The organism is Cellvibrio mixtus subsp. mixtus J3-8 (assembly GCF_000766945.1).
GTDB lineage: Bacteria > Pseudomonadota > Gammaproteobacteria > Pseudomonadales > Cellvibrionaceae > Cellvibrio > Cellvibrio mixtus_A.
On sequence record NZ_KN266208.1, the window covers coordinates 636,557 to 661,534 of the forward strand.

The 24,978-nt window shown below is 47.0% G+C and carries 19 protein-coding genes; 7 read left to right on the top strand and 12 right to left on the bottom strand.

The window, feature by feature from the left end:
* Window positions 1-762 (bottom strand): ParA family protein, encoded by a 762-nt coding sequence (locus tag A596_RS13255; protein ID WP_039915394.1) that lies wholly within the window; start codon window positions 760-762, stop codon window positions 1-3.
* A gap of 221 nt (window positions 763-983) precedes the next feature.
* Between A596_RS13255 and A596_RS13260 the strand changes: the two genes are divergently transcribed.
* From A596_RS13260 to A596_RS13275, 4 genes are all read left to right on the top strand, one after another.
* Window positions 984-1,967 carry a serine/threonine protein kinase gene (locus A596_RS13260; RefSeq protein WP_039915688.1) on the top strand — a complete coding sequence of 328 codons (984 nt, stop codon included), beginning with the start codon at window positions 984-986 and terminating at the stop codon, window positions 1,965-1,967.
* 75 nt (window positions 1,968-2,042) lie between these two features.
* Window positions 2,043-2,840: a serine O-acetyltransferase gene (cysE, locus tag A596_RS13265; RefSeq protein ID WP_039915396.1), complete on the top strand. Its 798-nt coding sequence runs from the start codon at window positions 2,043-2,045 to the stop codon at window positions 2,838-2,840.
* Window positions 2,841-3,032: 192 nt separating this feature from the next.
* Window positions 3,033-3,401 carry a hypothetical protein gene (locus A596_RS13270; RefSeq protein ID WP_039915398.1) on the top strand — a complete coding sequence of 123 codons (369 nt, stop codon included), beginning with the start codon at window positions 3,033-3,035 and terminating at the stop codon, window positions 3,399-3,401.
* Window positions 3,402-3,493: 92 nt separating this feature from the next.
* Window positions 3,494-4,402, top strand: coding sequence for a type 2 periplasmic-binding domain-containing protein (locus tag A596_RS13275; protein ID WP_039915400.1), 909 nt, complete (start codon window positions 3,494-3,496; stop codon window positions 4,400-4,402).
* Between the two features lie 3 nt (window positions 4,403-4,405).
* On the opposite strand, the gene mscL is transcribed toward A596_RS13275, so the two are convergent.
* From mscL to A596_RS13310, 7 genes are all read right to left on the bottom strand, one after another.
* Window positions 4,406-4,807 carry a large-conductance mechanosensitive channel protein MscL gene (gene mscL, locus A596_RS13280; protein ID WP_039915403.1) on the bottom strand — a complete coding sequence of 134 codons (402 nt, stop codon included), beginning with the start codon at window positions 4,805-4,807 and terminating at the stop codon, window positions 4,406-4,408.
* A gap of 105 nt (window positions 4,808-4,912) precedes the next feature.
* The gene (locus A596_RS13285) at window positions 4,913-5,104 is read right to left on the bottom strand and encodes a CPXCG motif-containing cysteine-rich protein (protein ID WP_039915405.1); all 192 of its coding nucleotides are present in this window, start codon (window positions 5,102-5,104) and stop codon (window positions 4,913-4,915) included.
* Between the two features lie 20 nt (window positions 5,105-5,124).
* A complete protein-coding gene (ubiD, locus tag A596_RS13290) occupies window positions 5,125-6,606 on the bottom strand; it encodes a 4-hydroxy-3-polyprenylbenzoate decarboxylase (RefSeq protein WP_039915407.1) in 1,482 nt (493 codons plus the stop codon).
* Window positions 6,607-6,769: 163 nt separating this feature from the next.
* Window positions 6,770-8,029 (bottom strand): transcription termination factor Rho, encoded by a 1,260-nt coding sequence (gene rho / locus A596_RS13295; protein WP_039915409.1) that lies wholly within the window; start codon window positions 8,027-8,029, stop codon window positions 6,770-6,772.
* A gap of 404 nt (window positions 8,030-8,433) precedes the next feature.
* Window positions 8,434-8,763 (bottom strand): thioredoxin TrxA, encoded by a 330-nt coding sequence (gene trxA, locus A596_RS13300; RefSeq protein ID WP_039915411.1) that lies wholly within the window; start codon window positions 8,761-8,763, stop codon window positions 8,434-8,436.
* A 136-nt stretch (window positions 8,764-8,899) separates the two neighbouring features.
* The gene (locus A596_RS13305) at window positions 8,900-11,299 is read right to left on the bottom strand and encodes a response regulator (protein WP_039915413.1); all 2,400 of its coding nucleotides are present in this window, start codon (window positions 11,297-11,299) and stop codon (window positions 8,900-8,902) included.
* Between the two features lie 120 nt (window positions 11,300-11,419).
* Window positions 11,420-11,713 carry a hypothetical protein gene (locus A596_RS13310; RefSeq protein ID WP_039915416.1) on the bottom strand — a complete coding sequence of 98 codons (294 nt, stop codon included), beginning with the start codon at window positions 11,711-11,713 and terminating at the stop codon, window positions 11,420-11,422.
* A gap of 505 nt (window positions 11,714-12,218) precedes the next feature.
* Between A596_RS13310 and A596_RS13315 the strand changes: the two genes are divergently transcribed.
* Both A596_RS13315 and mdoH read left to right on the top strand, forming a co-directional pair.
* A complete protein-coding gene (locus A596_RS13315) occupies window positions 12,219-13,859 on the top strand; it encodes an OpgD/OpgG family glucan biosynthesis protein (RefSeq protein WP_039915418.1) in 1,641 nt (546 codons plus the stop codon).
* 1 nt (window position 13,860) lies between these two features.
* The gene (gene mdoH, locus A596_RS13320) at window positions 13,861-15,813 is read left to right on the top strand and encodes a glucans biosynthesis glucosyltransferase MdoH (protein WP_039915419.1); all 1,953 of its coding nucleotides are present in this window, start codon (window positions 13,861-13,863) and stop codon (window positions 15,811-15,813) included.
* 108 nt (window positions 15,814-15,921) lie between these two features.
* On the opposite strand, the gene A596_RS22150 is transcribed toward mdoH, so the two are convergent.
* Window positions 15,922-17,583, bottom strand: a complete 1,662-nt coding sequence (locus tag A596_RS22150) for a chitinase (protein ID WP_235425723.1) — start codon at window positions 17,581-17,583, stop codon at window positions 15,922-15,924.
* Between the two features lie 439 nt (window positions 17,584-18,022).
* Here A596_RS22150 and A596_RS13330 point away from each other — a divergent pair, with 439 nt between their 5' ends.
* Window positions 18,023-19,003, top strand: a complete 981-nt coding sequence (locus A596_RS13330; RefSeq protein WP_039915422.1) for an alpha/beta hydrolase — start codon at window positions 18,023-18,025, stop codon at window positions 19,001-19,003.
* A 24-nt stretch (window positions 19,004-19,027) separates the two neighbouring features.
* On the opposite strand, the gene A596_RS13335 is transcribed toward A596_RS13330, so the two are convergent.
* The 3 genes from A596_RS13335 to A596_RS13345 form a co-directional block, all read right to left on the bottom strand.
* A complete protein-coding gene (locus A596_RS13335; RefSeq protein ID WP_039915425.1) occupies window positions 19,028-19,531 on the bottom strand; it encodes a hypothetical protein in 504 nt (167 codons plus the stop codon).
* A gap of 494 nt (window positions 19,532-20,025) precedes the next feature.
* On the bottom strand, window positions 20,026-20,346 hold the full coding sequence (locus A596_RS13340; RefSeq protein ID WP_039915427.1) for a hypothetical protein: 321 nt from the start codon (window positions 20,344-20,346) through the stop codon (window positions 20,026-20,028).
* Window positions 20,347-20,934: 588 nt separating this feature from the next.
* Window positions 20,935-24,720 (bottom strand): AAA domain-containing protein, encoded by a 3,786-nt coding sequence (locus tag A596_RS13345; protein WP_039915429.1) that lies wholly within the window; start codon window positions 24,718-24,720, stop codon window positions 20,935-20,937.
* Window positions 24,721-24,978: the final 258 nt, after the last annotated feature.

Below are 24,978 nucleotides of genomic sequence, written 5' to 3' on the forward strand. Positions count from 1 at the left end.
TTATTCAGCATCTTTGGTTGCAGCTTTCAACAGCCGCGCGATTTCTTTCCACAAATCGATATAGGCCACGGCCGCACGACTGCGCTGATTGTAACTGGTGAGCGGTGCGCGACGCAGCCCCATTTGTTCAACGGCTGAATCGTTGGGCACATAGGTTTTCAACATCGGTACCGGCATTTTCTTGACGTTCTCTACCGCCTCGCGATGCAGGCTGCGGCGCATATCGACCTGGTTGAAGAAGCCGACAATACGCGCCGGCGCCGATTTTTTAGTATTAAGGAATTCGATCACTTGCTCCATCGCACGAATGGACAGCGGGCTGGGAATCATCGGTATCAATAAAATATCTACTTCCATCAGCAGCTGTTCAACGCTGGGGGAGAGTGTTGGCGGGCAATCAAAAATTAAAATGTCGGCTTTTTCGCTGAGCGGTTTGAGCAATTGCTTGAGGAATTTTTTGTCTTTGCTGAGCTCATCGAACTCGCTATCCAGACTGCGCAGGCTGAGGTCGGCGGGAATCAGCATCAAGCGTGGATAGGGGCTGTAAAGCTCCATCTCGCCGATGGATTTGCCTTTGCTGAATAATTTAATCGCCTTGGCGGAATCCGGCTCTTGCTGGCAAAACCAGCTGGCAGCGGCTTGCGGGTCCAAATCCCAGAGGATCACATTCTTTTTCGCCGCGGCGGCCATGTAAGCCATATTCACAGCGGTGGTGGTTTTGCCAACGCCGCCTTTAAGGTTGTAGAAAGCGATTTTGATCATAACAATCCTATGCGTGCTCAGGTGGTCCTGATAGTTATTTGCGACTGTACAGTTATTATCTGTGATTGAAATATGGCCAGGCAGTTTTAACTTGTAGCATTTTTATTCAAATCCTTCAAAATTTATCCGCCAATCGTCGTCAAATTCTTGATTGGCTTCATGCCTGAGCAAGAAACTTGCGCGCGCGTTACAATCGCGCCCTCACTTTGCGAGTCATCTTTATGAACCAGGCCCATCCCTACGAACAACTCACCCCGGACCTTGTACTGGATGCGATTGAAAGCACCGGCCTGATGACCGATGCACGCATACTCGCACTCAATAGTTACGAGAATCGTGTGTATCAGGTAGGAATTGAGGGCAGTTCACCGTTAATTGCCAAGTTTTACCGGCCCGCGCGCTGGAGCAATGAACAGATCATCGAGGAACACCAATTCACCCATGCCTTAAAGGAACTGGAAATTTCCGTCGTTCCGCCACTTGGCGATGATGAAGGCAGCACTTTGCGCGAGTACCGGGGGTTTCGCTTTGCGCTTTATCCGCGCCAGGGCGGCCATGCCCCCAACCTGGATGATTTTGATGCGCTCTTATCGCTGGGGCGCACGTTGGGCCGCATACATGCCCTGGGACAGGCGCGCCCATTTGATTATCGCCCGCCACTGGATATCCAGACCTTCGGACGCGAGAGTTACGCATTTTTGCTCGAGAATGAATTTATCCCCGCAAGCTTGCGCGAGTCTTACCGCACCCTGGGGGCAGATTTGCTTGCACGTTGCGACACAGTGTTTGGGCGAGTGAAATATCAAGCCATTCGCCTTCATGGCGATTGCCATCCCGGCAATATTTTATGGCGCGATGAGGTTCCCCATTTTGTCGACTTTGACGATGCGCGCATGGGCCCGGCAATCCAGGATTTATGGATGCTGCTGTCCGGCGAGCGCGAGCAACAAACCGCACAACTGAGCGAAATACTGGAAGGCTATCGCGAATTTTGCGAGTTTGACCTGGCCGAGCTGCAATTGATCGAAGCGCTGCGCAGCTTGAGGATTATGCATTACAGCGCCTGGCTGGCGCGCCGCTGGACCGATCCGGCCTTCCCCCGGCATTTCCCGTGGTTCAACACCGAACGCTATTGGGGCGACCATATCCTGGAGCTGCGCGAGCAATTGGCGGCGCTGAATGAACCGCCGTTAGTCATTTACTAGTAATCAGCTGTTGGAAATTTAACATTAACCCCCAATAATGGCATTTCGCGAGCCGGTTCCACCTGAGGAGTTTCCATGACTGCACCCGCACCCGCTTTGGTTGTCGACAGCCTGTGGGAATCCATCCGCCTGCAAACTCGCAAGCAGGCTGAATCTGAACCGGTTCTGGCCAGTTTTCTGTACGCCACCGTCCTTAATCACGATTCCTTAAAAGGCGCGTTAAGCTTTCACCTTGCCAATAAACTGGATAGCCCCGCCCTGCCTGCCATGTTAATTCGCGAGGTTATTGAAGAGGCGCTGGCGAAGGATGGCGAGATCATCGAGTCGGTCCGTGCGGACTTAATGGCGGTGAGTGAACGTGACTCCGCTTGTTGTTCACTGGTAACCCCATTGCTCTATTTCAAAGGCTTCCACGCGCTACAGGCTTACCGCGTTGCCCATTGGCTGTGGCAACAGGGCCGCATGTCGCTTGCACTGTTTTTGCAAAACCGCATTTCAGCCGTGTTCGCCGTGGATATTCACCCGGCGGCGCACATCGGCAAGGGCATTATGTTTGATCACGCCACCGGCATCGTGATTGGTGAAACCGCTATCGTTGAAGATAATGTCTCGATTATGCAATCAGTGACTCTGGGAGGCACCGGCAAGGAAGCGGGAGACCGCCACCCTAAAGTACGCAAAGGGGTATTAATCGGTGCGGGAGCTAAAATTCTTGGCAATATCACCATTGGCGAATGCGCCAAAATTGGTGCTGGCAGCGTGGTACTGAAAGATGTTCCTTCGCGCGCAACTGCTGCCGGTGTGCCTGCGCAAATTATCTGCGAGACCCTATGTTCGCAGCCAGCACGGGAAATGGATCATTTGATCCGTTAACCTGATTCACAGCCTCCCTCAATACGCCGGGTATACCGGCGTTTATTTTATAACCTGCCCCAAAATAATTCCCGCGCACCAAAACAACCATCGTTATTGCCCATTGGCAGATCAAATCGCTGGCTATAACCGGAATTTTGGCCTTGGTCTGATAATTGCTCAATTGTTAGTCCAGGACCGAGGAGAACGAGCATGCAATACACTAAGCCGATGATTGATTTGGTGTACGAGATTCGCCGCCGGGTTGAACCGGATGTAAAACCGGGTGTGAAAATGGCGAACCCGGAGCTGCTTAAGGAATTAGCGGATTATTACCACCAGGCAAAAGACACTATCACCAAAACCCTGATTAAAGAGTTGCTCACGCTAGCTGGCAATGAATGGCGAGCACTGCTGCAATCGGGAGACTACAAAGCGGACCTCGCCAAACAAGTCGTCAAGGTGTATCGCGGCCAAACAACATTGGAAGAAGCCCCCAAACACAAAATGCGTACCGAATTATTAGTCGCGCCACCACCAGCCAAACCGGTACGAATGTATCGTGGCCATCCAGTGGATTAAGAAGAACAAAGCACAATCTGGACGATAGGTCTATCAGCAGCCACAATTAGTGTGTCTGGCATAACCTTGCCAGTATTTCACTGTGATCCGTTATGAAATCAAAACCATTCTGTGCACTGCTCGCACCTTATGTCGCCCTGGTTTTGGGCTTGTTTTTATTCGCCGGCAAACTGGCAGCGGCCACGCCAGTCCGTATTGGCGTGTTACCGGATATTCACACCAGTTACCTTCAGTTCCTGGATGGACGCAGCCCTGATGCAGTGGATTATTACGGCGGCCCCCACGCGCGACGCGATGTTATCGACCTGATTTTGATGCAGCAGGCGCTCAAACTGGGAGGCTTTAATCAGCCATTGGAGTTTGTGGCCGAGGAAAATTATTTTCGCAGCATTCGCAATGTACTGGATGGAAAAATCCTGACGATTAGCGGAACGATTTGGTATCAGGATCTGGAAAGCCAGCAAGAGAAATTGCACATCACCCCGCCGTTGGTAATGGATGGCCAGTTTATTGTGGGGCTCTACACATCCCCGACAAATAAAAAAGCGCAATCAAGTAAAAACCTCGCACAATTAATTCAATTAAAAGTCGTCACCAGCAATCAGTGGAAACCCGACATGATTACGCTTGAATCGCTGGGTTTTAGCAAAATTATGTACACGCCTAATTGGGTCAATATGGCGCGTATGATTAACGCCGGGCGCGTGGATTTAACCTTGTCACCGTTTGAAATGAATCCGGAACAGGAAATTGTTGTGGATGGTATTCGCCTGGTGCCAATCAAAGGCGTAAAGGTCGCGATTCGCGGTAGTCGCCATTGGCCAGTCAGTAAAATTCACCCATTGGGCGCGGATTTTTATCAGGCATTAAGCCGGGGAATTTCACAATTGCGCGCGAATGGCACTATTGATCGCGCTTATCGCGAATGTGGATTTTTTCATCCGGAGTTGGCGAACTGGCAATTATTAAATCCTCCAGTCGCCAACCAGGCATTACAATAAATTTTATTTTTGTTGTTGCTGTTTAAGTAAATCGCGAATTTCCGTGAGAAGCACTTCTTCTTTTGTGGGGGCTGCCGGTTTTTCCTCTTCTTTTTTCTTCACACGATTGATGACTTTAATCATCATAAAAATGGCAAAGGCAACGATGGTGAAATCCAGAATTGTCTGGATGAATTTGCCGTAAAAAATCGATACCGGTCCTTTGCCTTCGATCAGCTCCGGCAAAATAATTGCCAAATCAGAAAAATCTACACCGCCAATAATCCACCCGAGCGGCGGCATGAACACATCGCTTACCAGCGAGCTGACAACCTTGCCGAAAGCAGCACCAATGATAATACCCACGGCCATATCGACAACATTGCCGCGCACCGCGAATTCTTTGAAATCTTTAATAAAGCTCATTGCCATTCCCCTGTATGAGTTGATCAAGCGCGCGAATGCGCTGCAAAGTTTTATAGCCTATAACCGAATGAAAACCAACATGAGACTGCAAAAACGCCAACCCGATCATTCATCTTCTCGCTGCGCATAAACATCGGGGTAGCCTTGCTCATCCACACTCACGTGCAACACCATGGGCCTGCAGCATACCTGGCAGTCCTCAACATAAGTTTGTTCTTCGCAGGAGCAATCCACCAACACACTAATGGGTTCACCGCAATAAGGACAATCAATAAAACATTCCTCTAACAAGCTCATGGCGCCTCGCAAAAAATAAATCAATATGCTGTGGGTTGATCGATCCCTAACTCATCCCAGATTTCATCCACACGATTTTTTATGTGCGTGTCCATCACAATAGGAGTGCCCCACTCACGCGTGGTCTCACCTGGCCATTTATTGGTTGCATCAAAACCGATTTTGGAACCGAGGCCGGAAACGGGAGATGCAAAATCAAGATAATCAATTGGGGTATTTTCGATCATTACAGTATCCCGCGCAGGATCCATACGTGTTGTCATCGCCCAGATCACATCTTTCCAATCGCGCGCATTTACATCGTCATCAGTAACGATGACAAATTTGGTGTACATAAATTGCCGTAAGAAACTCCACACGCCCATCATCACGCGTTTGGCGTGGCCTGGATATTGTTTCTTCATGGTCACTACCGCCATGCGGTAAGAACAACCTTCCGGCGGCAAATAAAAATCCACAATTTCCGGAAATTGTTTTTGCAAGATCGGTACGAACACTTCGTTCAATGCAACGCCGAGAATGGCCGGCTCATCCGGTGGACGCCCAGTGTAGGTACTGTGATAAATCGGATCGCGCCTATGGGTAATTCGCTCCACGGTGAACACCGGGAAATTATCCACCTCGTTGTAATAACCCGTGTGATCGCCGAACGGACCTTCAGGGGCCATATCATTCGGAGCAATGTAACCTTCAAGGATAAATTCAGCAGATGCCGGCACTTGTAAATCATTGCCGATACATTTCACTACTTCGGTTTTATCGCCACGCAATAATCCGGCAAAACCGTATTCGGAAAGCGTATCGGGCACCGGTGTTACAGCACCCAGGATGGTTGCCGGATCAGCGCCGAGTGCAACCGCAACTGGAAAATTTTTACCGGGGTTCTGAATTTGGAATTCACGGAAATCCAATGCACCGCCGCGATGGGAAAGCCAGCGCATAATCAACCGGTTCTTGCCGATTTTTTGCATCCGGTAGATACCAAGATTTTGCCGCTCTTTGTGCGGACCGCGCGTCACAACTAACGGCCATGTCACTAACGGCCCCACATCGCCAGGCCAACAGGTTTGGATCGGCAATAAATCCAGATTCACTGCATCGCCGTCCAACACAACATCCTGGCATTGCGCCTTGCCCAATATTTTTGGAGCCAGATTCAAAACCTGTTTGAAAACCGGCAATTTTTCCCAGGCATCTTTAAACCCTTTTGGTGGTTCGGGCTCTTTTAAAAACGCGAGTAATTTCCCTACTTCGCGCAGGGCATCAACAGATTCCTGTCCCATTCCCAATGCAACCCGTTCGGGGGTACCGAATAAATTTCCCAGCACAGGAATATTGTAACCCTTGGGATTTTCGAACAATAACGCGGGGCCACCGGCACGTAATGTGCGGTCGCAAATTTCAGTCATTTCAAGGTGGGGATCAATTTCCTGTTTGATGCGTTTTAATAAACCACGGGCTTCCAACAGGGCGATAAAATCGCGAAGGTCTTTATATTTCATGTTTTAAAAAAGCCGAAGCCCGTACGGAGCGCAGTGAATACGGGTTATTCATTTTCCCGCATACGCTGCGCTCCATACGGGCTACAAGCTGTTTCTTACTTTCCCGGAAGAAAGCGCCCTCCTTTTAGCATGCACGCACAGCAAAAGGCGGGACGTGTAGGTGTTACTTGCGTTTCATCGATTGGAAGAATTCATCGTTAGTTTTGAAATCTTTCAATTTATCGAGCAGGAATTCAGTTGCGGCTACGTCTTCCATATCGTTTAACAAACGACGCAAAATCCATGCGCGCTGCAATTCATCCTCTTTCATCAACAAATCTTCGCGACGAGTACCGGAGCGGCGCACGTTGATTGCGGGATAAATACGTTTTTCAGCAATCTTACGATCCAGGTGCAATTCCAGGTTACCAGTACCTTTAAATTCTTCGTAAATAACTTCATCCATTTTGGAACCGGTATCTACGAGTGCGGTAGCGATAATACTCAAGCTACCACCCTCTTCGATATTACGCGCGGCACCAAAGAAACGTTTTGGTCGCTCCAGCGCATGCGCATCCACACCACCCGTTAATACTTTTCCTGATGAAGGAATAACCGTGTTATAGGCGCGAGCCAAACGAGTAATAGAGTCGAGCAAAATTACCACGTCTTTCTTGTGCTCCACCAATCGCTTGGCTTTTTCGATCACCATGTCAGCTACCTGCACGTGACGCGCTGGCGGCTCGTCAAACGTTGACGCAACCACTTCACCGCGCACCGAGCGTTGCATTTCTGTTACTTCCTCCGGACGCTCGTCAATCAATAACACAATCAAATGGCATTCAGGATTATTGCGCGTAATAGCCTGCGCAATATTTTGCATCATGATGGTTTTACCGGCTTTTGGTGGAGCTACGATCAAGCCACGCTGGCCTTTACCAATCGGCGCAATCAGATCGATGATACGGCCAGTAAGGTCTTCAGTAGAGCCGTTACCTGCTTCGAGTGGAAGACGAATGTTGGGGAAAAGCGGTGTGAGGTTTTCAAACAGAATTTTGTTGCGGGAGCTTTCTGGTTTGTCGAAATTAATATCGTTAACTTTCAACAGGGCAAAATAGCGTTCACCTTCTTTGGGTGGGCGAATCTTGCCAGAAATAGTATCGCCGGTACGCAAGTTAAAACGGCGAATCTGGCTGGGTGAAACATAAATATCATCAGGGCCAGCGAGATAAGAACTGTCTGCCGACCGCAGGAATCCAAATCCATCCACCAAAATTTCCAATACACCATCGCCGTAAATATCTTCGCCGCCTTTGGCGTGGCGCTTGAGGATATTAAAAATAATGTCCTGTTTACGCGAACGGGCGATATTTTCCAAACCCATTTCATGGGCGATATCAATTAATTCTTCAATGGGTTTCTTTTTAAGGTCGGTTAGATTCATAGGAGAGACTTTATGGATGGATGTGAGTTATTGCAGATAGTGAGTTTCAAGTTTGTCGGTAAGCGACTTGTCATTTCTGGAACAGGTTGCTCTTTTACTGTTATTGTCGCCCGCCATTGAATTCTTCAGAAAAATTCAGGAACGCAAGCTTGCCAGCCTAAGACCACGGGTTCAATTAACTTATCAATTTTTTATACAGTGAATTGACGGGTTAGCTGATAATCCAGGGACCTTTGGATTCCGGGGTAAGAATAACAGCAGGAGTTTAGGGTTTGTTCGTCTGGTTATTGTGAATCTAGCAGGTGATTCGAGGAGGAACAAACATCAGATTGGCTGGAGTATAGCCATAAAAAACGAACAGTGCAAAAACTAATTGGGCCGTTTTGTAACGGCCCAATTAGTTATTAAAGCGAACTGTTGATAAAATCAACCAGTTGCGGCTTGCTCAGTGCACCTACTTTAGTCGCATGTGCAGCACCATTTTTGAAGATAATCAGCGTTGGAATACCACGGATACCGAATTTTGCCGGGGTGTCTTTGTTGGCATCAACATCCAGCTTGGCGATCTTGATTTTGCCTTCAAACTGTTCTGCAAGATCATCAAGGATAGGTGCAATCATCTTACATGGACCACACCATGCTGCCCAGAAATCCACCAATACCGGCAAATCGGCACTCAATACTTCTTGTTCAAAACTGGCATCGCTGACATGAACAATGGCATCACTACTCATATAAAACTCCAAACCTAACGGTTATTTAGTGGCGGGATAACCCAATTGATGGAGGCATCATAAGGACTGCACCTGGCGCAGGCAAGGAGAAAAAACCAATTATTGCCATAGGAGAGCACTATGTGACAGGTGGAATTTACCCTGGCCTGACCAGGCCAACCGCTTCAAAAGCACTGTACAAATTATCGAAGGTAATCGGCTTGGAAAGATAATAATTCATCCCGCTGGCAAACACGGCCTCGCGGTGTTCTTGTAGCGCGTGTGCCGTGAGCGCGATAATCGGTGTCGGCGATAAACCTTCCCGCCGTTCGTAATCCCGGATACCTTGCGTTGCCTCAAAGCCATCCATTTCAGGCATTTCGCAATCCATCAAAATCAAACCGAAACGCTCTTTTACCTGTTTGACGCTATCCAGGGCTTCAATCCCGTTTTCTGCAAACGAAGGGTTTATTCCAAGCTTACCTAATAAACCTTTGATGACCATCCGGTTGACCGGATTATCTTCTGCAACCAACACGCGCAAGTGGGAGAATTTTTCCGGATCCAACACTTTGCGTTCCACAGGCGCAACCGGCGCAGCTTCATGCCCGAGCAGCGCAATTAATTCCTGGTGCAATAATTTGATGGAAACCGGTTTACGCAACACCGAGTGAATACCAAGGCGGCGAATATGCACCTGATCATGATAAACATCGCCTGCACTAAACATAAACAGTGGCAGCTCATCGAGTTCGGGAATATCGCGCAGCCATTGCGCGAACTCAAAGCCATTAGCATCCGGCAGGGAATAATCAAAACCGACAAAATCGTATGGCTCACCGGAATGCATCGCATGCTTGATCTGCGCCAACGCCGCTTTTGCAGATTGCGCCGACTCAACAAATACTCCCCAGGCCACACAATGGTGCGTAAGAAAATCAGTTAATGAACGGCTGGACTGCACAAACAATAATTTTTTTGCAATCAGCACATCATATTTCGCCTGGTTGCGACTCGCATTCCAATCACAAACTTCTTCAATTTCCATTCGCGCCGTAAACCAAAAGGTAGCGCCCTGCCCTTTGGTACTTTCTACGCCGATCTCCCCCTCCATTAATTCGGCAAGGCTTTTACAAATCGCCAATCCTAAACCGGTGCCACCATATTTGCGTGTTGTAGAAGCGTCGGCCTGGTTAAACGAATCAAACAAAACGGCGGTGTTGCTGGTATCCAAACCAATACCGCTATCTTGTACTAAAAATCTGAGCGTTACTTTTTGATCGACCGGATCCGCAATCAGCTGCACGCGCAAGGAAACAAAACCTTCGCTGGTAAATTTAAAGGCGTTGCCGAGCAAATTAATAATGATTTGCCGCAATCGGGTTGGATCGCCACGCAACCACCGCGGCACCCCCGGCTCCAAACCGCCAAACAATTCAATCTGTCGCTTATTTGCCGTCGCACCAAAAAGCTGGATGCAATTTTCGACTAATTCATCCAATTCAAATGTGGTTTCCTCCAACCGCATTTTTCCGGCTTCAATTTTGGAGTAATCAAGAATGTCATTGATGATGCTCAACAACGTTTCGCCAGAGCGATGAATAACATCGATATAGTGTTTCTGATTTTCATCAAGCGGCGTATCACGCAACATCTCCAACATACCGATAACGCCATTCATCGGCGTGCGGATTTCATGGCTCATTGTTGCAAGGAATTGGCTTTTTGCACGGCTCGCATCTTCCGCTGCATTTTTCTGGCGGCGGGTTTCCATTTTTTCTTCTTTCTCGGTAAGCAATGCCATTTCAATCGCATGGCGCTGTTCGATATCGTCCAGAAGTGTTTCGCGCATGTGGTTAATGGCGTTGACCACATTGTCCAATTCATCGGATGCAGAGTTAACTTTCAAGCGTTTTAGCTTTAACGGTTTAGTAAGTGTTTCCAGATTTAAATTACGCGCGTAATTGGCGATAGTTTTAATATGGCGAGTCAGTAACGCATGCACCAGCCACACAATAAATAATGCAATCACCAGCGTTTTAGTGCCCTGTACCAGGGCAATAAAAAAAGCGCGCTCCCACAATTTATCGTAAATGCTGCTTAAGCTGGCAGTAATAGTGAGCGTACCCAATTGTTGTTCCGGTGTGCTGGCATCTTCATAGACCAATGGGTAAGCGCGCACCAAAAACTGGCTGCGTTTATTTTCAAGATCTTTGGGATCGTAATTGTAGTTGCTGGCGACCAGTGTTTGCTCAGTGTTGTTCCAGTCGTGCCATACCACTTTAACCTGCACAACATCGTCCACGGCCAATACACTGTTGATCTGGATATTCAGTTGCTCCTGATCAAATCCCCAGAGGCTTTTGGTAATACTCGCCAACGTACTGATTCGCACCTGGTCCAGGCGCTTTTCAAGCGCAGCTATATCGTCATTAAAATTACTGTGTAACTGCAGGAGAATGGCGATCAGTGTGATAATCGAACTGCTGATAATGATCAGCCCAAGCAGCCGTGCCGCTATCGGATTTTCACGCATGTAGCGTCTCAGGTTGGGCATCTCGGAAACCGCAGCAAAAATCAGTACTAGATGAGAGGATGACCTGAAGTGTAGCAGCAAAAAACATTCTACTTATGACAAATCGCGCAGGCGCTCCGAGAAAAATTTACAAGAAATGGTTTAGCTCACATAACCGGACTGCAGATGCAGCAAAATTCGCTCTGCACGCGCAGCAAATTCAGCGCGGACCGTTTGATCATCCAATTGCACACCGAGCGCATGTATGTAATGGCGCAACCCCGACGGCGTGGTTTTACCTGACATCAACCAGTGCCGGAAAACAGCTTCTACACGGGCTGGGCCAGCAGTACCTGATAACTCCAGAAAGAGCTTGTCCACCTGCTCGATGACACGGGTCACTACCGGTAAGATTTTGTGGGACGGTACAGCAGGATTAATGGCAGCGCGTTGCATATAAATCTCCTTGTCGTCTCTTAATTTGAGTTAAGACGATGCCCTTCTATTCGCAAAGACTGTTTGGGAATAACCGAATTTTTTTAGACTGCCGGCAGCTCGCCGTACCGCCGCAGAATCTGCCTAAAAAAAGCCATCCAAGTCTTGGTAAAACAAGCTATTTTTTACCGGCAGATGTATTACAATGCGCCCGCTTTCTGCTTAATTCATGGCAAGCCTTTTCCAGGCCCACCATGGCGCAGCAAACGTATCTTTTGCCAATCACTACCTCACTATGTATTTGTATAAGCCGTTCGGGAATACCTCGCATGAGGTTGACTTGCGCAAACCGGAATTACAAAACAGCGGGATAGTTATTCGGAACCAAAGCGTCGAGGCATAGCCCCAGGAATGCGACGCTCAAAAATAGAGTGGAATTTAAGGACTACAATGAATGCCGACCCGAGATAAACGGGAGGCTTTTTATATTTAACGAGACACCAAAATCCGACGCGGAGAAAATTGGATGAGCATGTTGTTTAACAACACTAGGTTTGAATGCACAAGCAAGGTTGGCAGCCGATTATTCCGTCGCTGTGCGCTAACCGCCCTGGCTTTGAGTTGCGCGCTGGGCTTAAACGTATACGCACAACAACCCGGCCAGCCAGCTGTAGCTCCTGCTTCGGCAACGGAAATTGCCCAACCCGCACTGTTTGACGCAATCGCCTCCCGCGCCAAATTGCTCGCCCGGCGCGAATACAAACCCATTCAGGCAAACATCCCGGAAGCACTGGCGAATATGAATTACGACCAGTACCGCTCTATCCGCTTCCGCCCTGAGTCATCGCTGTGGCACAACGAATCGCTCTTCGAACTGCAATTATTTCATCCTGGCTTTCTCTATCGTGAACCTGTCATCCTGCACATGGCAACCGATGGTCCTGATTCTTTCGTGCAATTCAAACAAGAATATTTTAATTACGATGGCCCTGCCGCGCCTCTTGCCGGTGTAGCGCCCAATAACATCGGCTTTGCCGGCTTCCGCATCCATTACCCACTGAATAGCAACGAATACAAAGACGAGTTTGTAGTATTCCAGGGCGCATCCTATTTCCGTATGGTTGGGCCCGGCCTGGCTTATGGTTTGTCTGCACGCGGCCTGGCAATTGATACCGCCGAACCCAAAGGTGAGGAATTCCCGGTATTCCGCGAGTTCTGGCTGGTGAAACCTAACCCTACTGATACGCGCATGGTGATGTACGCCCTGCTCGACAGCCCGTCAGTGACAGGCGCCTATCGCTTCGAAGTTATCCCTGGCGCACCCACTGAAATGGCCGTAGAAGCACGCATTTTTGCGCGCAAGGATATTCTTAAAGTTGGCATCGCGCCGTTGACCAGTATGTATATGTGGGGCGAAAACCACACCCGCTTTGTGGATGACTTCCGCCCTGAAGTACATGACTCCGATGGTTTGTTAATGGCTGCATCGAATGGTGAGTGGATCTGGCGCCCCATCAGCAACCATCGTCAGCTGCGCGTTTCGTCCATGCTGGATACCAATCCGAAAGGATTTGGCCTGCTGCAACGCGACCGCGATTTTGATCACTACATGGATATGGAATCCCGTTACGAGAAACGCCCGAGTATGTGGGTAATTCCTGAAGGCGACTGGGGTAAGGGCCGCGCCGAACTGGTGGAAATCCCCAGCGATAGCGAAACCAATGACAATATCGTTGCTTATTGGGTGCCGTCCAAATCGATGAAGGCAGGCTCCAGCGCGACCTACAAGTATCGCCTGCGCACCATGGATGACCATGTGATCGAAAATACCGGCGCCAAGGTAATTCGCACCCGTATCGGTTGGGGCGCAAACCCTGGCCAGGCCAACCCGCCACCACCAAGCAAACGCAAGTTTGTCATCGACTTCCGCGGCGGCGAGCTGGATAACTTGTCCGCCGACTCACCGCTGGTTGCCGAAATGCAAAAGTCTGCTGGCACCATCAGTGAGCTGGTAGTTCGCCAGTTGCCCGATGGCCGCACCTGGCGCGCGTCATTCAAGTTGGAACCGGAAGGCAATAAAGTTGCCGATATGAGACTGTTCCTGAAATTACGCGATCAACGTCTGAGCGAAGTCTGGAGTTACGTCTGGTATCCGGACGCCATTTAATATGACCCATATGCAATCGCCATCCGCTCCACCGGTCAGCCGCCCTGTGGCTGACCTCACCAGCGCACCTGCTGATGAAATCAGGATTCCGGCCAAATCGCTGCGCCGTTATATCTATGTTTTATTGAGCGTAATCACTGCTGTCAGCGGTGTTTACATCATGTTCGATATATTGCGTGCAAACGACCTGACCGCACTGGAAGCCGTAATCCTGGTGCTCTTCGGTATCAGTTTCACCTGGCTGAGCCTGGCGTTCTGGAGCGGCCTGTTCGGATTTATCCTGCAGATGTTACGCATTGATCCGCTCACCCTTAAATCCACCAAAAACCTGGGCGCCGATAACTCGCCGATTATCACCCGCACAGCGGTGGTGATGCCGGTATACAACGAAGATACCCATCGGGTAATCGCCGGTTTTGAGGCCACATTACGCTCGCTGGAAAAAACCGGTGAAATTGCCAACTTCGATTTCTTCTTGCTAAGCGACACCACGAACCTGACCATCGCCCAGGCTGAACGCGATGCATGGCAACAATTGCAAGAGCGCCTGGGCGATCTGGGCAAACAAACGTTTTATCGCCGCCGCGAAAAAAATATCGCGCGCAAAGTCGGTAACCTTGCCGAATTTTGCCAACGCTGGGGAGCTAACTACGAGCACCTGTTGGTGCTGGATGCCGATTCCATCATGACTGGCGAGTGCCTGGTAAAAATGGTGCGAGCCATGCAGGCCAACCCGCGCACCGGCCTGATCCAGACCATTCCGATTCCCGTTCGCCAAACCACTTTCTTTGGCCGCTTCGTACAATTTGCAGCGGTGCTTTACAGCCCGATGCTCGCCACCGGTATCGCTTTCTGGCAAACCGATGCCGCCAACTATTGGGGTCATAACGCCATCATCCGCATGCGCGCCTTTATGGATCATTGCGGCCTGCCAACACTGCCGGGCAAAGCGCCTTTTGGTGGCGATATCCTCAGCCACGATTTTGTTGAAGCAGCCATGTTGCGTCGCGCAGGATGGGACGTGTTTTTGCTATCTGATCTGGAGGGCAGTTACGAAGAGGTTCCTTGCAACATTATCGATTACGCCAAGCGTGATCGTCGCTGGGTGCAAGGCAATATCCAGCACCTCGGGATTTTAAGTTTACGTGGATTGCACCCCATCAGCCGCATGCACTTTTTGCTCGGCGCCACCGCTTACATCACGTCATTGATATGGTTATTGATGCTGGTGTTAAGTACTGCCGACGCCGTAGTTCGTGCAATTAATTCCAATGTGTATTTCACCGAAACCTATCAGCTCTATCCCAACTGGCCCATTGCCAAAACGGAATTAATTATTGCGCTGATTGCACTGACAACTTTGCTGTTAATGGGCCCCAAGTTTCTCGGCGTGATAGTTGCACTCGTTCATCGCCGCAAACAATTTGGCGGAGGCTTTGCGATTATTAAAGGTGCGGTTGTAGAAACTATTTTTGCCGTGCTAATTGCACCAATCATGATGGTCTACCACGCCTACTTTGTGATTTCAGTATTGCTTGGTTTCAAAGTGAATTGGGATTCCCAGGACCGCGAAGGCCGCTTGTTACCATGGGGCGAATGTTTTGCGCGCACATCCAAAATGACTATCGCAGCAATTATCTGGGGCGCAGTCACTTATAAATATGCTCCGGTTTTTTTCTGGTGGCTGATTCCGGTTATCACCGGTTTGATTTTGGGGGCCGCTTTAGTGCGCTATTCATCCAGCCTGGATTTGGGCCGCAGTACACGCGAACATAAAATTTTGTTGTGCCCAAGTGAAGCCATTGAAGATCCCGTGTTGGTTCATCTCGATGAATTGTTAGCGGTAGAACATCCGAAACTGGAAACACCTGCGCCAATTCCCGAACTACCTGCAGATAACTGGTTGGATATGCCCCACGGTGACCTGGACGAGTTCCGACCAATTACCCGTTAAAATATTTGTAAAAAAAACCTTTCTGTAAAATAAAAAACGGGGCGTCCATACGCCCCGTTTTTTATTACCAATCTATTAATTTTATTTTCCAAACCGACTCAATTCCAATCACGGTAATTGATCCAGATATTGGCGATGCCGGGTAGAAAATTCAGAATTATTGAATTTGTCCCAATTAATTGACCAGGTCATCAAGCCGCGCAGGTTAGTCCATGCCTGCGCCGGCTGGTAGGTTGTGCAGCCCTGCGCCTTGATCAAGCAATTCATCGCGGTTTGCACATCGGTCACACTGGTAAATCCACCGCCCGCATTTACATTCGCAGGCAACCCAATCAATACCTGATCCTGACGCAACGCCGGGAAAGTTAAATTGGTTCCCGCCACTTTAAATCCGGTTAACAACATATCGATCAGGGCAATATGGAAATCTGCACCGCCCATGGTGTGATACTTATTATCGGTGCCGGTAATTGCACCCGAGTTATAGTTTTGCACTTGCAGCCAATCAAGTTGGTCGCGCAATGCATAAATCACGGGCAAATAAGCACCGGCACGGGTATCACAACTGATGCAGGTCCCACCGTAGAAGCTATAACCCAATTGCACAAAGAATGTTTCCGGAGCCATCGTCAGCACGAATTTATCCCCGTAATGGCTGGTTAAATCTTTCAGTGCGCCAATTAAATTTACGATCACCGGTGTCGTTGGATTGCGGAAATCATTATCGCCAGAATTTAAAAATAATGAATGACCTTCAAAATCCACATCAAGTCCGTCAAAACCATATTCATCGATAATTGCTTTCATCGAATTCACAAAATTCGCGCGCGCCGCAGCGGTTGGCAATTGCACCTGTCCATTAGCACCACCAATACTGATGATGATTTTTTTGCCTGCCGCTTGTTTGGCTTTAATCGCCGCTTTAAATGCAGCGGGATCAAATGCTGCATCGAGTACAAAACCAATTTCCCCTGGGGCCCGTCCGGTTGGTTCTGCAAATGAAATATTGATTGCATCGTACGCATCGGAAACCTGATCCAAAGGAATCACACCGGAACCATTATTAAAATTATGCCAATAACCAGAAATAATTCGATAACGGCCAGAGTCCGCACTCGATGATGTTGAGCTAATTGATGAGCGCGATGAACTGCTGCTTACACTGGACAAAACACTCGACGACGATGCCGTTGCACATGCACGCACCAATTCCCACGCCGTTTGCCAATGCGCGCCAGTACCCGGGGCGTAGGCCCAATCCGCACTGGAACTACACCAGCCCGCAACCGTGCAGCGATATTCATTGCCCGCATTTTTTACAAACTGCCCCAAGGCATAAGCAGTACCCGCAACATATTGCGGCGATACACAATTACCACCGGTCACCGATGAGGCACTCAAAGGAACCGAAGAGCTGGAACGAACACTTGATAGGGAGCTACTCGAAACAACAATCGACGAACGGGATGATGATGGAGCGGTTGAATTAATCGATGATGACACACCATCGCAAACACCTAGCAGGGTCCACTCCTGCCATTGGCCGGAATAATTGGTCGGGCTCTTACCTTGTGACCACCAATTGGCCTTATAAGCCTTACCTGCTTCCTGCACCTGGCTACCACCACCATAAGACGATGCACTATTCCATTGCGGAATCCCCGCGCAACTGATGGCATAACTTTCAAACGATAAAGCCAGCAGGCAAACACCTGCGGCAGTTGATAGAAAGGAGTTTGATAAAAAACTGGTTGATAGAAATTTTCTCACTGGGTCTGTCCTCTTCATAAAAATTCACCAGTTATTGCGCTGAAATAATTTTTTGAATAACCGGAATTTTTGGCAAATAGAAACCCGCAGACCAATATGGCCTGAAAGGGATTGGGGTGGAGACTCACTGCCAACGAACCTGAATGCGTCAACTTACAACGCAGGACTACACAAGTCGCTTGTTCTCTAAAAGTTCGCGTCCGTGTTCTGTTTGTATGGGCGATGTGCCGCGAATTATTTTTGTTACGGCGGATTTTCTTTCGGTGATGAATGAAGCGAAAAGCCTTCGCCTTTCCTTTATGACAACCTTGTCATTTATAGCATGTGCTCAAGCAACGTACAATTGTGTGTTATAAAGCCATCACCTGTTTTGCCAATTTCCACACCTTTTAAAGCTCGCACAATCAATAACGATAAAAACCACCACAGGTACTGCATAATGAAAAAACTCCTGGCTTTACTACTAATTCTCAGCAATGCGATCAGCCTTAACACTGCCTATGCGGATGCACAACGCAAACCCGGCGACTACCAATTCACGACCGACTCACTACAACAAGCCGGGGTCCCCAACGGCACACTTAAAGGCCCTTATGAATTTCATAGCAAGATTTTCAAAAACACCGTACGGCGCTACTGGGTTTATCTACCGGCAAATTATGAAGCTTTGCATCAAAAACCATTGAACTTATTGGTGTTTCAGGATGGCCAGCGCGCAACCAATCCAAACGGCTCTTTGCGCGTACCGGAAGTACTAGATAATTTAATTCACCAAAAAGCTATCCCGCCTACGATTGGTTTATTTATCACCCCGGGAAATTCAAGTGAGACCTATCCGGATGATTTAGGAATGTCCAACCCCGATCGTCGAGCGCAGGAATACGATTCACTTAACGATAATTACGCGCGCATGTTGCTGGAAGAATTATTGCCGCAACTGGAAAAAACTTACGCAATCAGTAGCAACCCACAAGATCGCATTATTGGCGGCACCAGCAGCGGCGCTATTTGTGCATTTACCGTTGCCTGGAATAAACCCGACGCATTCCACAATGTCATTAGCATTATCGGTAGCTATACATCGATTGGCTACCAACCGGCTACTGCCGATAAACCTATGGCACCCGGTGGTGATCTCTATCCCGGTTTAATTCGCAAATCATCCATACGCCCGTTAAAAATTTTCCTGCAAGACGGCAGCAACGATCTCGATAACGAACACGGCAACTGGTTCCTTTCCAACCAGCAAATGCTCGCCGCACTTCTGTGGGCCAACAAAAATGCTGACGAGAAAAAAGACAAAGGCGCTCGCTATGAAGTAAGGCATGTGTGGGGCGACGGCGATCACTCCGACAAACATGGAGGAGTTTTATTACCGGAAATATTGCGCTGGATGTGGGGAAAATATTCCGCATATTGATGCGGAATATTTTTTATTTAAGAATTAACCTTTGCATGTAACTCTTAGTGATGCCGCATAAGCACCCGATCCTAAAACCTGGGTGGTATAACCGCAAGAGCCGCAAAATGCATTTACCTGGGCTTCAGGGAACGGCTGTGGTGTTTGCTGTGGGTATGCACTAACAAAAACATCCCCGTAAAGTTTGCCTGCATTAGGACCACAAGATTGTGGTGGAGTATCCGGGATGGTTTTCAGAACGGTTGAAAAGCAAGCGTTGCTATCAGTGACGCTATAACCTGACTGGACAGCAGAGCTACCGCAAACGGTATACACCCCATGGACAGTGTATACGGTGTAAACATAGCTTTGAGCCACAATCACATTGTTGTCGTGGCAAACATAATTATGGTAGGGCCCAAGAGCCCCGGAGGTAACACTCGTTAGCTGCCAATTGCAATTAACAGTAACTGTTGCCGCATGAGAATTTACAGACATTGCCGCAAAAAATATAAAAGACAATGAAATAATTGCTTTAATCAACTTCATGAAAAACTCCTTTCGTTTTAATACATTATTGTCATCTTAACCTTCATAAAAACATCAACATATTGATGCCCCTGAAATGCTAGGTACGGTTTTATTTTAAGTCAAGGAAATTGAATTTTTCATTACAAGCAATTAATTTCAAAAAATATTTAAATTAATCAAAAAAAATATTCTGCGGATTTATCAGAAAAATATTTGAATAAACATGGTAGTTTTTTAGGTTCAGCAAGGCAATATTGAGTGCGGATAAAAAGTAGAACCTGGATTTTAATAGTACCTTCGCAGCCAATCAGGCGTTTACCCTGGAAAGATCAACGGTAGCGCGAGATTCGCATAAACCGCGCAAACATAAAAACCCGAATGTCATGTTATTATTAAACTAGGATAAACCAGGATTGCAGGACAGCTTGAGGGTAATAAATTCGGAAAATCAAACTTTAAATCGAAAACACAAACCCTTCGAAACAGAAGAGTTTGCGTAATTCAATAAGGAATTATTTTGTAGACACCGAATAATTATTACACGTTAATGGACTGGAGAAAGTGTAAAGATCCGGGTTCGCCGATTGGTTCATAGTGCAAGATGCATATCCTGTTGGCTGGGTGACAACTTGTTTAACCAGTATAGGACCTGCACCGTTACAAAAAAGCCCATGCACACTAACACTTACCGGCGAATAGTATCCTCCTCCCAAATAATTCCACGAGCAGCCGGCAGCAATATAACCCGGTGATGCCAATAAAGTTGCAGCAAACACCTTAACCGCGACAAAAGAAATAACCGAACCAACAGCAAATATTATTTTTTTACGCATTGTCTTTCTCCAGTTTGATTTTTATAGCCCGAGTTCCTTTTCCCTTATGATTTAACATTACAAAATAATAGGCCAGTTATTTTGCAGGCTTATCCTTAAAAAATGCCCAATCCTTAATACTTTCGTTTTAAAAGCCGATGCTGCTTCTTCCAATCGCCTTGAATTTTATTGTGAGAAATACAACTTCATTCACGACGATTACATCAAACGTGGCGTTTTTAACATCGACAATATAATTTGCTGGCGAAGCAAGTCGCCAAAAACGATTAAAATTATAAGTATTATAATTTTAATCGTTTTATACCACGAGCCAAGCACTTAGGTAATAGAGAATGTGATTTAAAGCCTTATTTGTCGCCTAAAAATACAAAAATTTGGTTTTGTGATTTTTAATATTGAGGATGTGAAGCCAGACTAAAAGTCAGTTTTTTGATTGGAAAAATTATTAAGGATATACAATTTACAAAATGCCATTATTTGATACAGCAAGCTGCCGACGGGTTTTGCAAAAAATAACTACCGCCCAGGCTCGAGATTTAATAATTAATATTTTTTAGTTGAACTAAAAATTCACGCCAGGCAAGTCCGCTAAATTTCAACACCAAGTTTTTCAAACTCTTCAAGTGCAGAACGAATCGACACTGGGGCATTTTTGCCCGTAATCCTCCAGGACACCTCATGCCGTATGTACTTATCCCCTTTATTTCTTTGCGCGGATAACCAATTGAATGACCCCTCGATAATTTCCGCGGAACCAATAATTAACGTTTTATTATGCATGTTGGCAATCGAATTAACGATTGCTCCTGCGCGTTGCATTATTGCGAGAGCCTCTTTGCCACAATGTTCCGGTGTGCGCACTGACAGTTCCCGATCGACTACAATCAATATTCGAGCACCTCGCTGTGCAACTGCCTCTGTAATGAGTGCGACAAGATCATCATCCCTGATAGCTTTGGTTGTAATCCAGGGAGAGGCAATAAGAATTATTTGATTGCGGGATGACTCAAGGAGGGCACCACGTAATACATTACGATGCCGTTCAAGTGTGGATATACGCTCTGCATTTACCAACAACTCGCGACTGAAACGATGATTTCCATCTACATCGGACAATTCATTTCGTGCATCAATAAACAACATTTGCCCTAAAATTGATGAAGGTGATCGCCCTTTATTTCGGAACAACCTCATATCACCAATCACTACAACCGAATCTTTTGCACGGGAAACAGCCACGTTCAACATATTTGGCTTATGGTCGAAGAACATGCCTTTCACTGTATCAGCGTTATAGGTTGGCGAGAAAACCACAATTGGTTTTTCCGCCCCCTGCAGGCTATGTACTGTACCTACAGTTATTTTGGAGTATTGCTTTCCCCGTTGAGACAACGCGTCACTTATTAACCCCGCCTGCGGTTTGAACGGCGTGACGACAGCAACAATATCCTCAATCCGCTTTTCATAATGAAGGCACCATGCCTCTGCATTATTAACAATCCATTCAGCAATAGAATTGGCTTCCGGGGCATTTGCCCGACTACCGCCTACATTTTTTACCAATCCCCTAACGTGCGCCCACATTAACGGACGCAACGGAGGTTCCACTTTTCTTGCAGGACTTAATGGTTCCAGACGCCCCTGATAAATTAATTCATTGCAGTATTTAACAATTTCCGAGCGGCACCGCCGATGCTCAGACAAGAATATACCCGGCTCTTTTTCTGTACCGGAAGAGACTGACATAGTCGCCATTTGAGCGAGACGCATAACACTGCCTTGCGGAGCACCAGTGTCAGGGTCACTTATCAGGTGAGGGGTTGCCGGATCACCATCACGCCATAAACCTGATAAACCGGCACGAACAGAATTAGCACGATCTGTTCCCCGGGTTAATCGACTAAAAGGTTCAATTTGGTAGATGTCGCCCACCACAACTGCCCTGCTCGCCAACGCAAAAACTGCAGCACCAACATGCGGGGCAACTTGCCCCGCTTCATCCATAATTAGCAAATCAATATAATCAAATAAAAAATTAGAAATATATTTATCGTCTTTATCTTTCGAAGTAAAACGAAAATATTTCGGCAATGAATGAGCGGTCATAATTAAGCACGGTGTTAACATACACCAGCGCCGGAATCGTGCTTCGGCAGCTAATCGGCCATTGTTAGTAATTATCTTGCCCTCCTGAACCGCTTCAGCCTCTATTATCCAACGCCCTTCCCAATAACGCATTGCCTTCTGAAAGGCCATATGCCGCCAGGTCATATCGAGCAGGCGATCAAAATCTTTTACGGATGGTGGTATTTCTGGTGGATCAATTTTTTTCTCATCAACTAAAAATTCAGAAACTGAAAGATGCCTTAGCTCGTTATAGGTGCTATCCAGTGCAGCTCTTTTTAAATCCAGTTCCCGGGATTTTTCCGTCAACCCCCGTAATCGGGCAACTTTATTTTGCTTTTCCTTCTCCAGTTTTTGATTCATCAAGTGATGATTTTTGACAGCTGATTGTAAATTCCTATCGGCTTTTTCAACCTCCTCATTAAAAATTTTCGCAGTAATTTTTTGATCATTCGCGAGTTGAGACAACTTAGTGGCTGCAACCTTCACAATTTGATCAGCGCGATCAAGCCATACTATTGGCTCATTACTATGTATTTCCTTTTCAAATAAAGTATTAACCAACGGCTCGCGTGCTGCTATGGAAAAAATCCGGGCAACCCGTTTGTAATTGAATAACTTTCGGGAAAATCGAAACATTTCTGCCAATGATTCTAAAAAACCGTGAGGAGCACACGCAGAATTTATTTGGGATTTAATACCCATTAAGTTGCTAATGTAGGCCTGTTGATCCTCATAGGATTTTTTAGCCTCTTCTGCAGCGACAATAGATTTTGAATGCAATAAATCGCGATGTTCCTTTGCACTTTTGTAAATTTCATACAATTTATGTACATCATCTGTTATTTGATGTATTACAGAAGAAAGATGTGTATCTTCTTTTTCTATATAGGCTTCTGGCGTTAATCCTTGTGCGGTGTTGAACCACCAAGTTGAAATCGCCTGATACGCCTCAAGGCAATGTTGAATTTTCACTATTTCCTGATTGATACGTTGAAGATCCGCGCGAATATTATCCAGACCTATTTCTATAGAATCGGGCTCTACCCCATAAGAGTCTGTATAACACTTAACCCAATATAGTTTACTACTTGCCAGATACGCTGCGTCAGTTTCGCACTCGGGAAACCCGGTCCATTTTTGGCCGACTTTTACTGCGATTTTGTAACCATCGTTTTTTGCCTCATTCGCTTTCTCTTCACCAGCAGGCAAATAAAGACCATAGGTATTAGCATTTTCAATCCATCGCTGAGCCCATATAAATAATGATGAGCCTGGATTTTCCTGAAAAATTTCATTCAAACTACGGTTGATATTAACCACAGCCCTATTGTTAGTGGATACGCCAACAATGACTGCGGGCAACCCACCTTCCATTGCTGTAGCCACAACCTCAGAAGCAATAATACTTTGTAATAAAGTTGTTTTTCCCGTGCCTGGCGGCCCGTTAACAGCAAGCACTTCGCCATGCACCAAATCCTTGTATGCGGCAATTGCATCAGACTGGCTATCTGCCAAGCCATAAGCTGTGCTCATAGTTCCGCGAGCGGACGCAAAATTTTTGATGCGTAAATTAGAGTCGACGTTATGGTGTGCTTCGCGTCCATAACATATGCGATTAAACAACGCGGGAAACTGATTTTCCTGTTGAAGGGCATCGTAAAGCTGGCAGAGAGATCGCGCCGCATTTTTAGTGGATTTGGAAATATCGATACGAAAATCCGATAACGCTATAAATCCTTCAGGTATTTTTTCCGCAATAACATGCCGGCATAATTCTTCACACCATGCCATGAATTCTGCCCAGGAAAAGTCACCTAACGGATTTTTATCCAACCAGCCATCATATACAGCTACATCACCTATTAACGGTGTATTTTCATCGGTTTCTTCATTGGGATATAAATATTGTCGCCCAATCCAGGGGACGGAGAGTTCAGAATAGCTAAGCGTACCTGAAGAATTTATTGAAGCCGGGATATGCAACGTATAATAAGATGCAGATGACTTTTTCGCTGTGACTGCTTTGCCATGCTCATGCCGGGGAGCAAAACCTTTCCCTAAAATTATTATTGGTATTAAATCATCATCACTCGATGCAACATCAGCTGCTGTTTGACTCCAGGCAGCCTGCTTTTTGCATTCACCCCAAATCTGTTGAAGCTTATTGACAGAATCTTCATCCAAGAGGCCAGAGTGAATTGCGGTTGCAGTCGTTTTAACAGGAAACGCAGACGCATCTAACCCCATAAGATCTTCATCTGCGAGTGTATTCCGCCAATACTGTATAAGACTTTTAAGCTGAAACGGGGGGTACGAATGAGTTTTCACAAGCTGTCCTGAAAAATTACGCTAACTACCTAGTAAAAAGTGAATTTTTTATTGGAATGAGCCAGAGAGTAAATTTTTATTCTGGCTGCACCTGAACATTGAGATGGCAAGCTATGGATTTCCGACAAGCACAAGCACAAGCACAAGCACAAGCACAAGCACAAGCACAAGCACAAG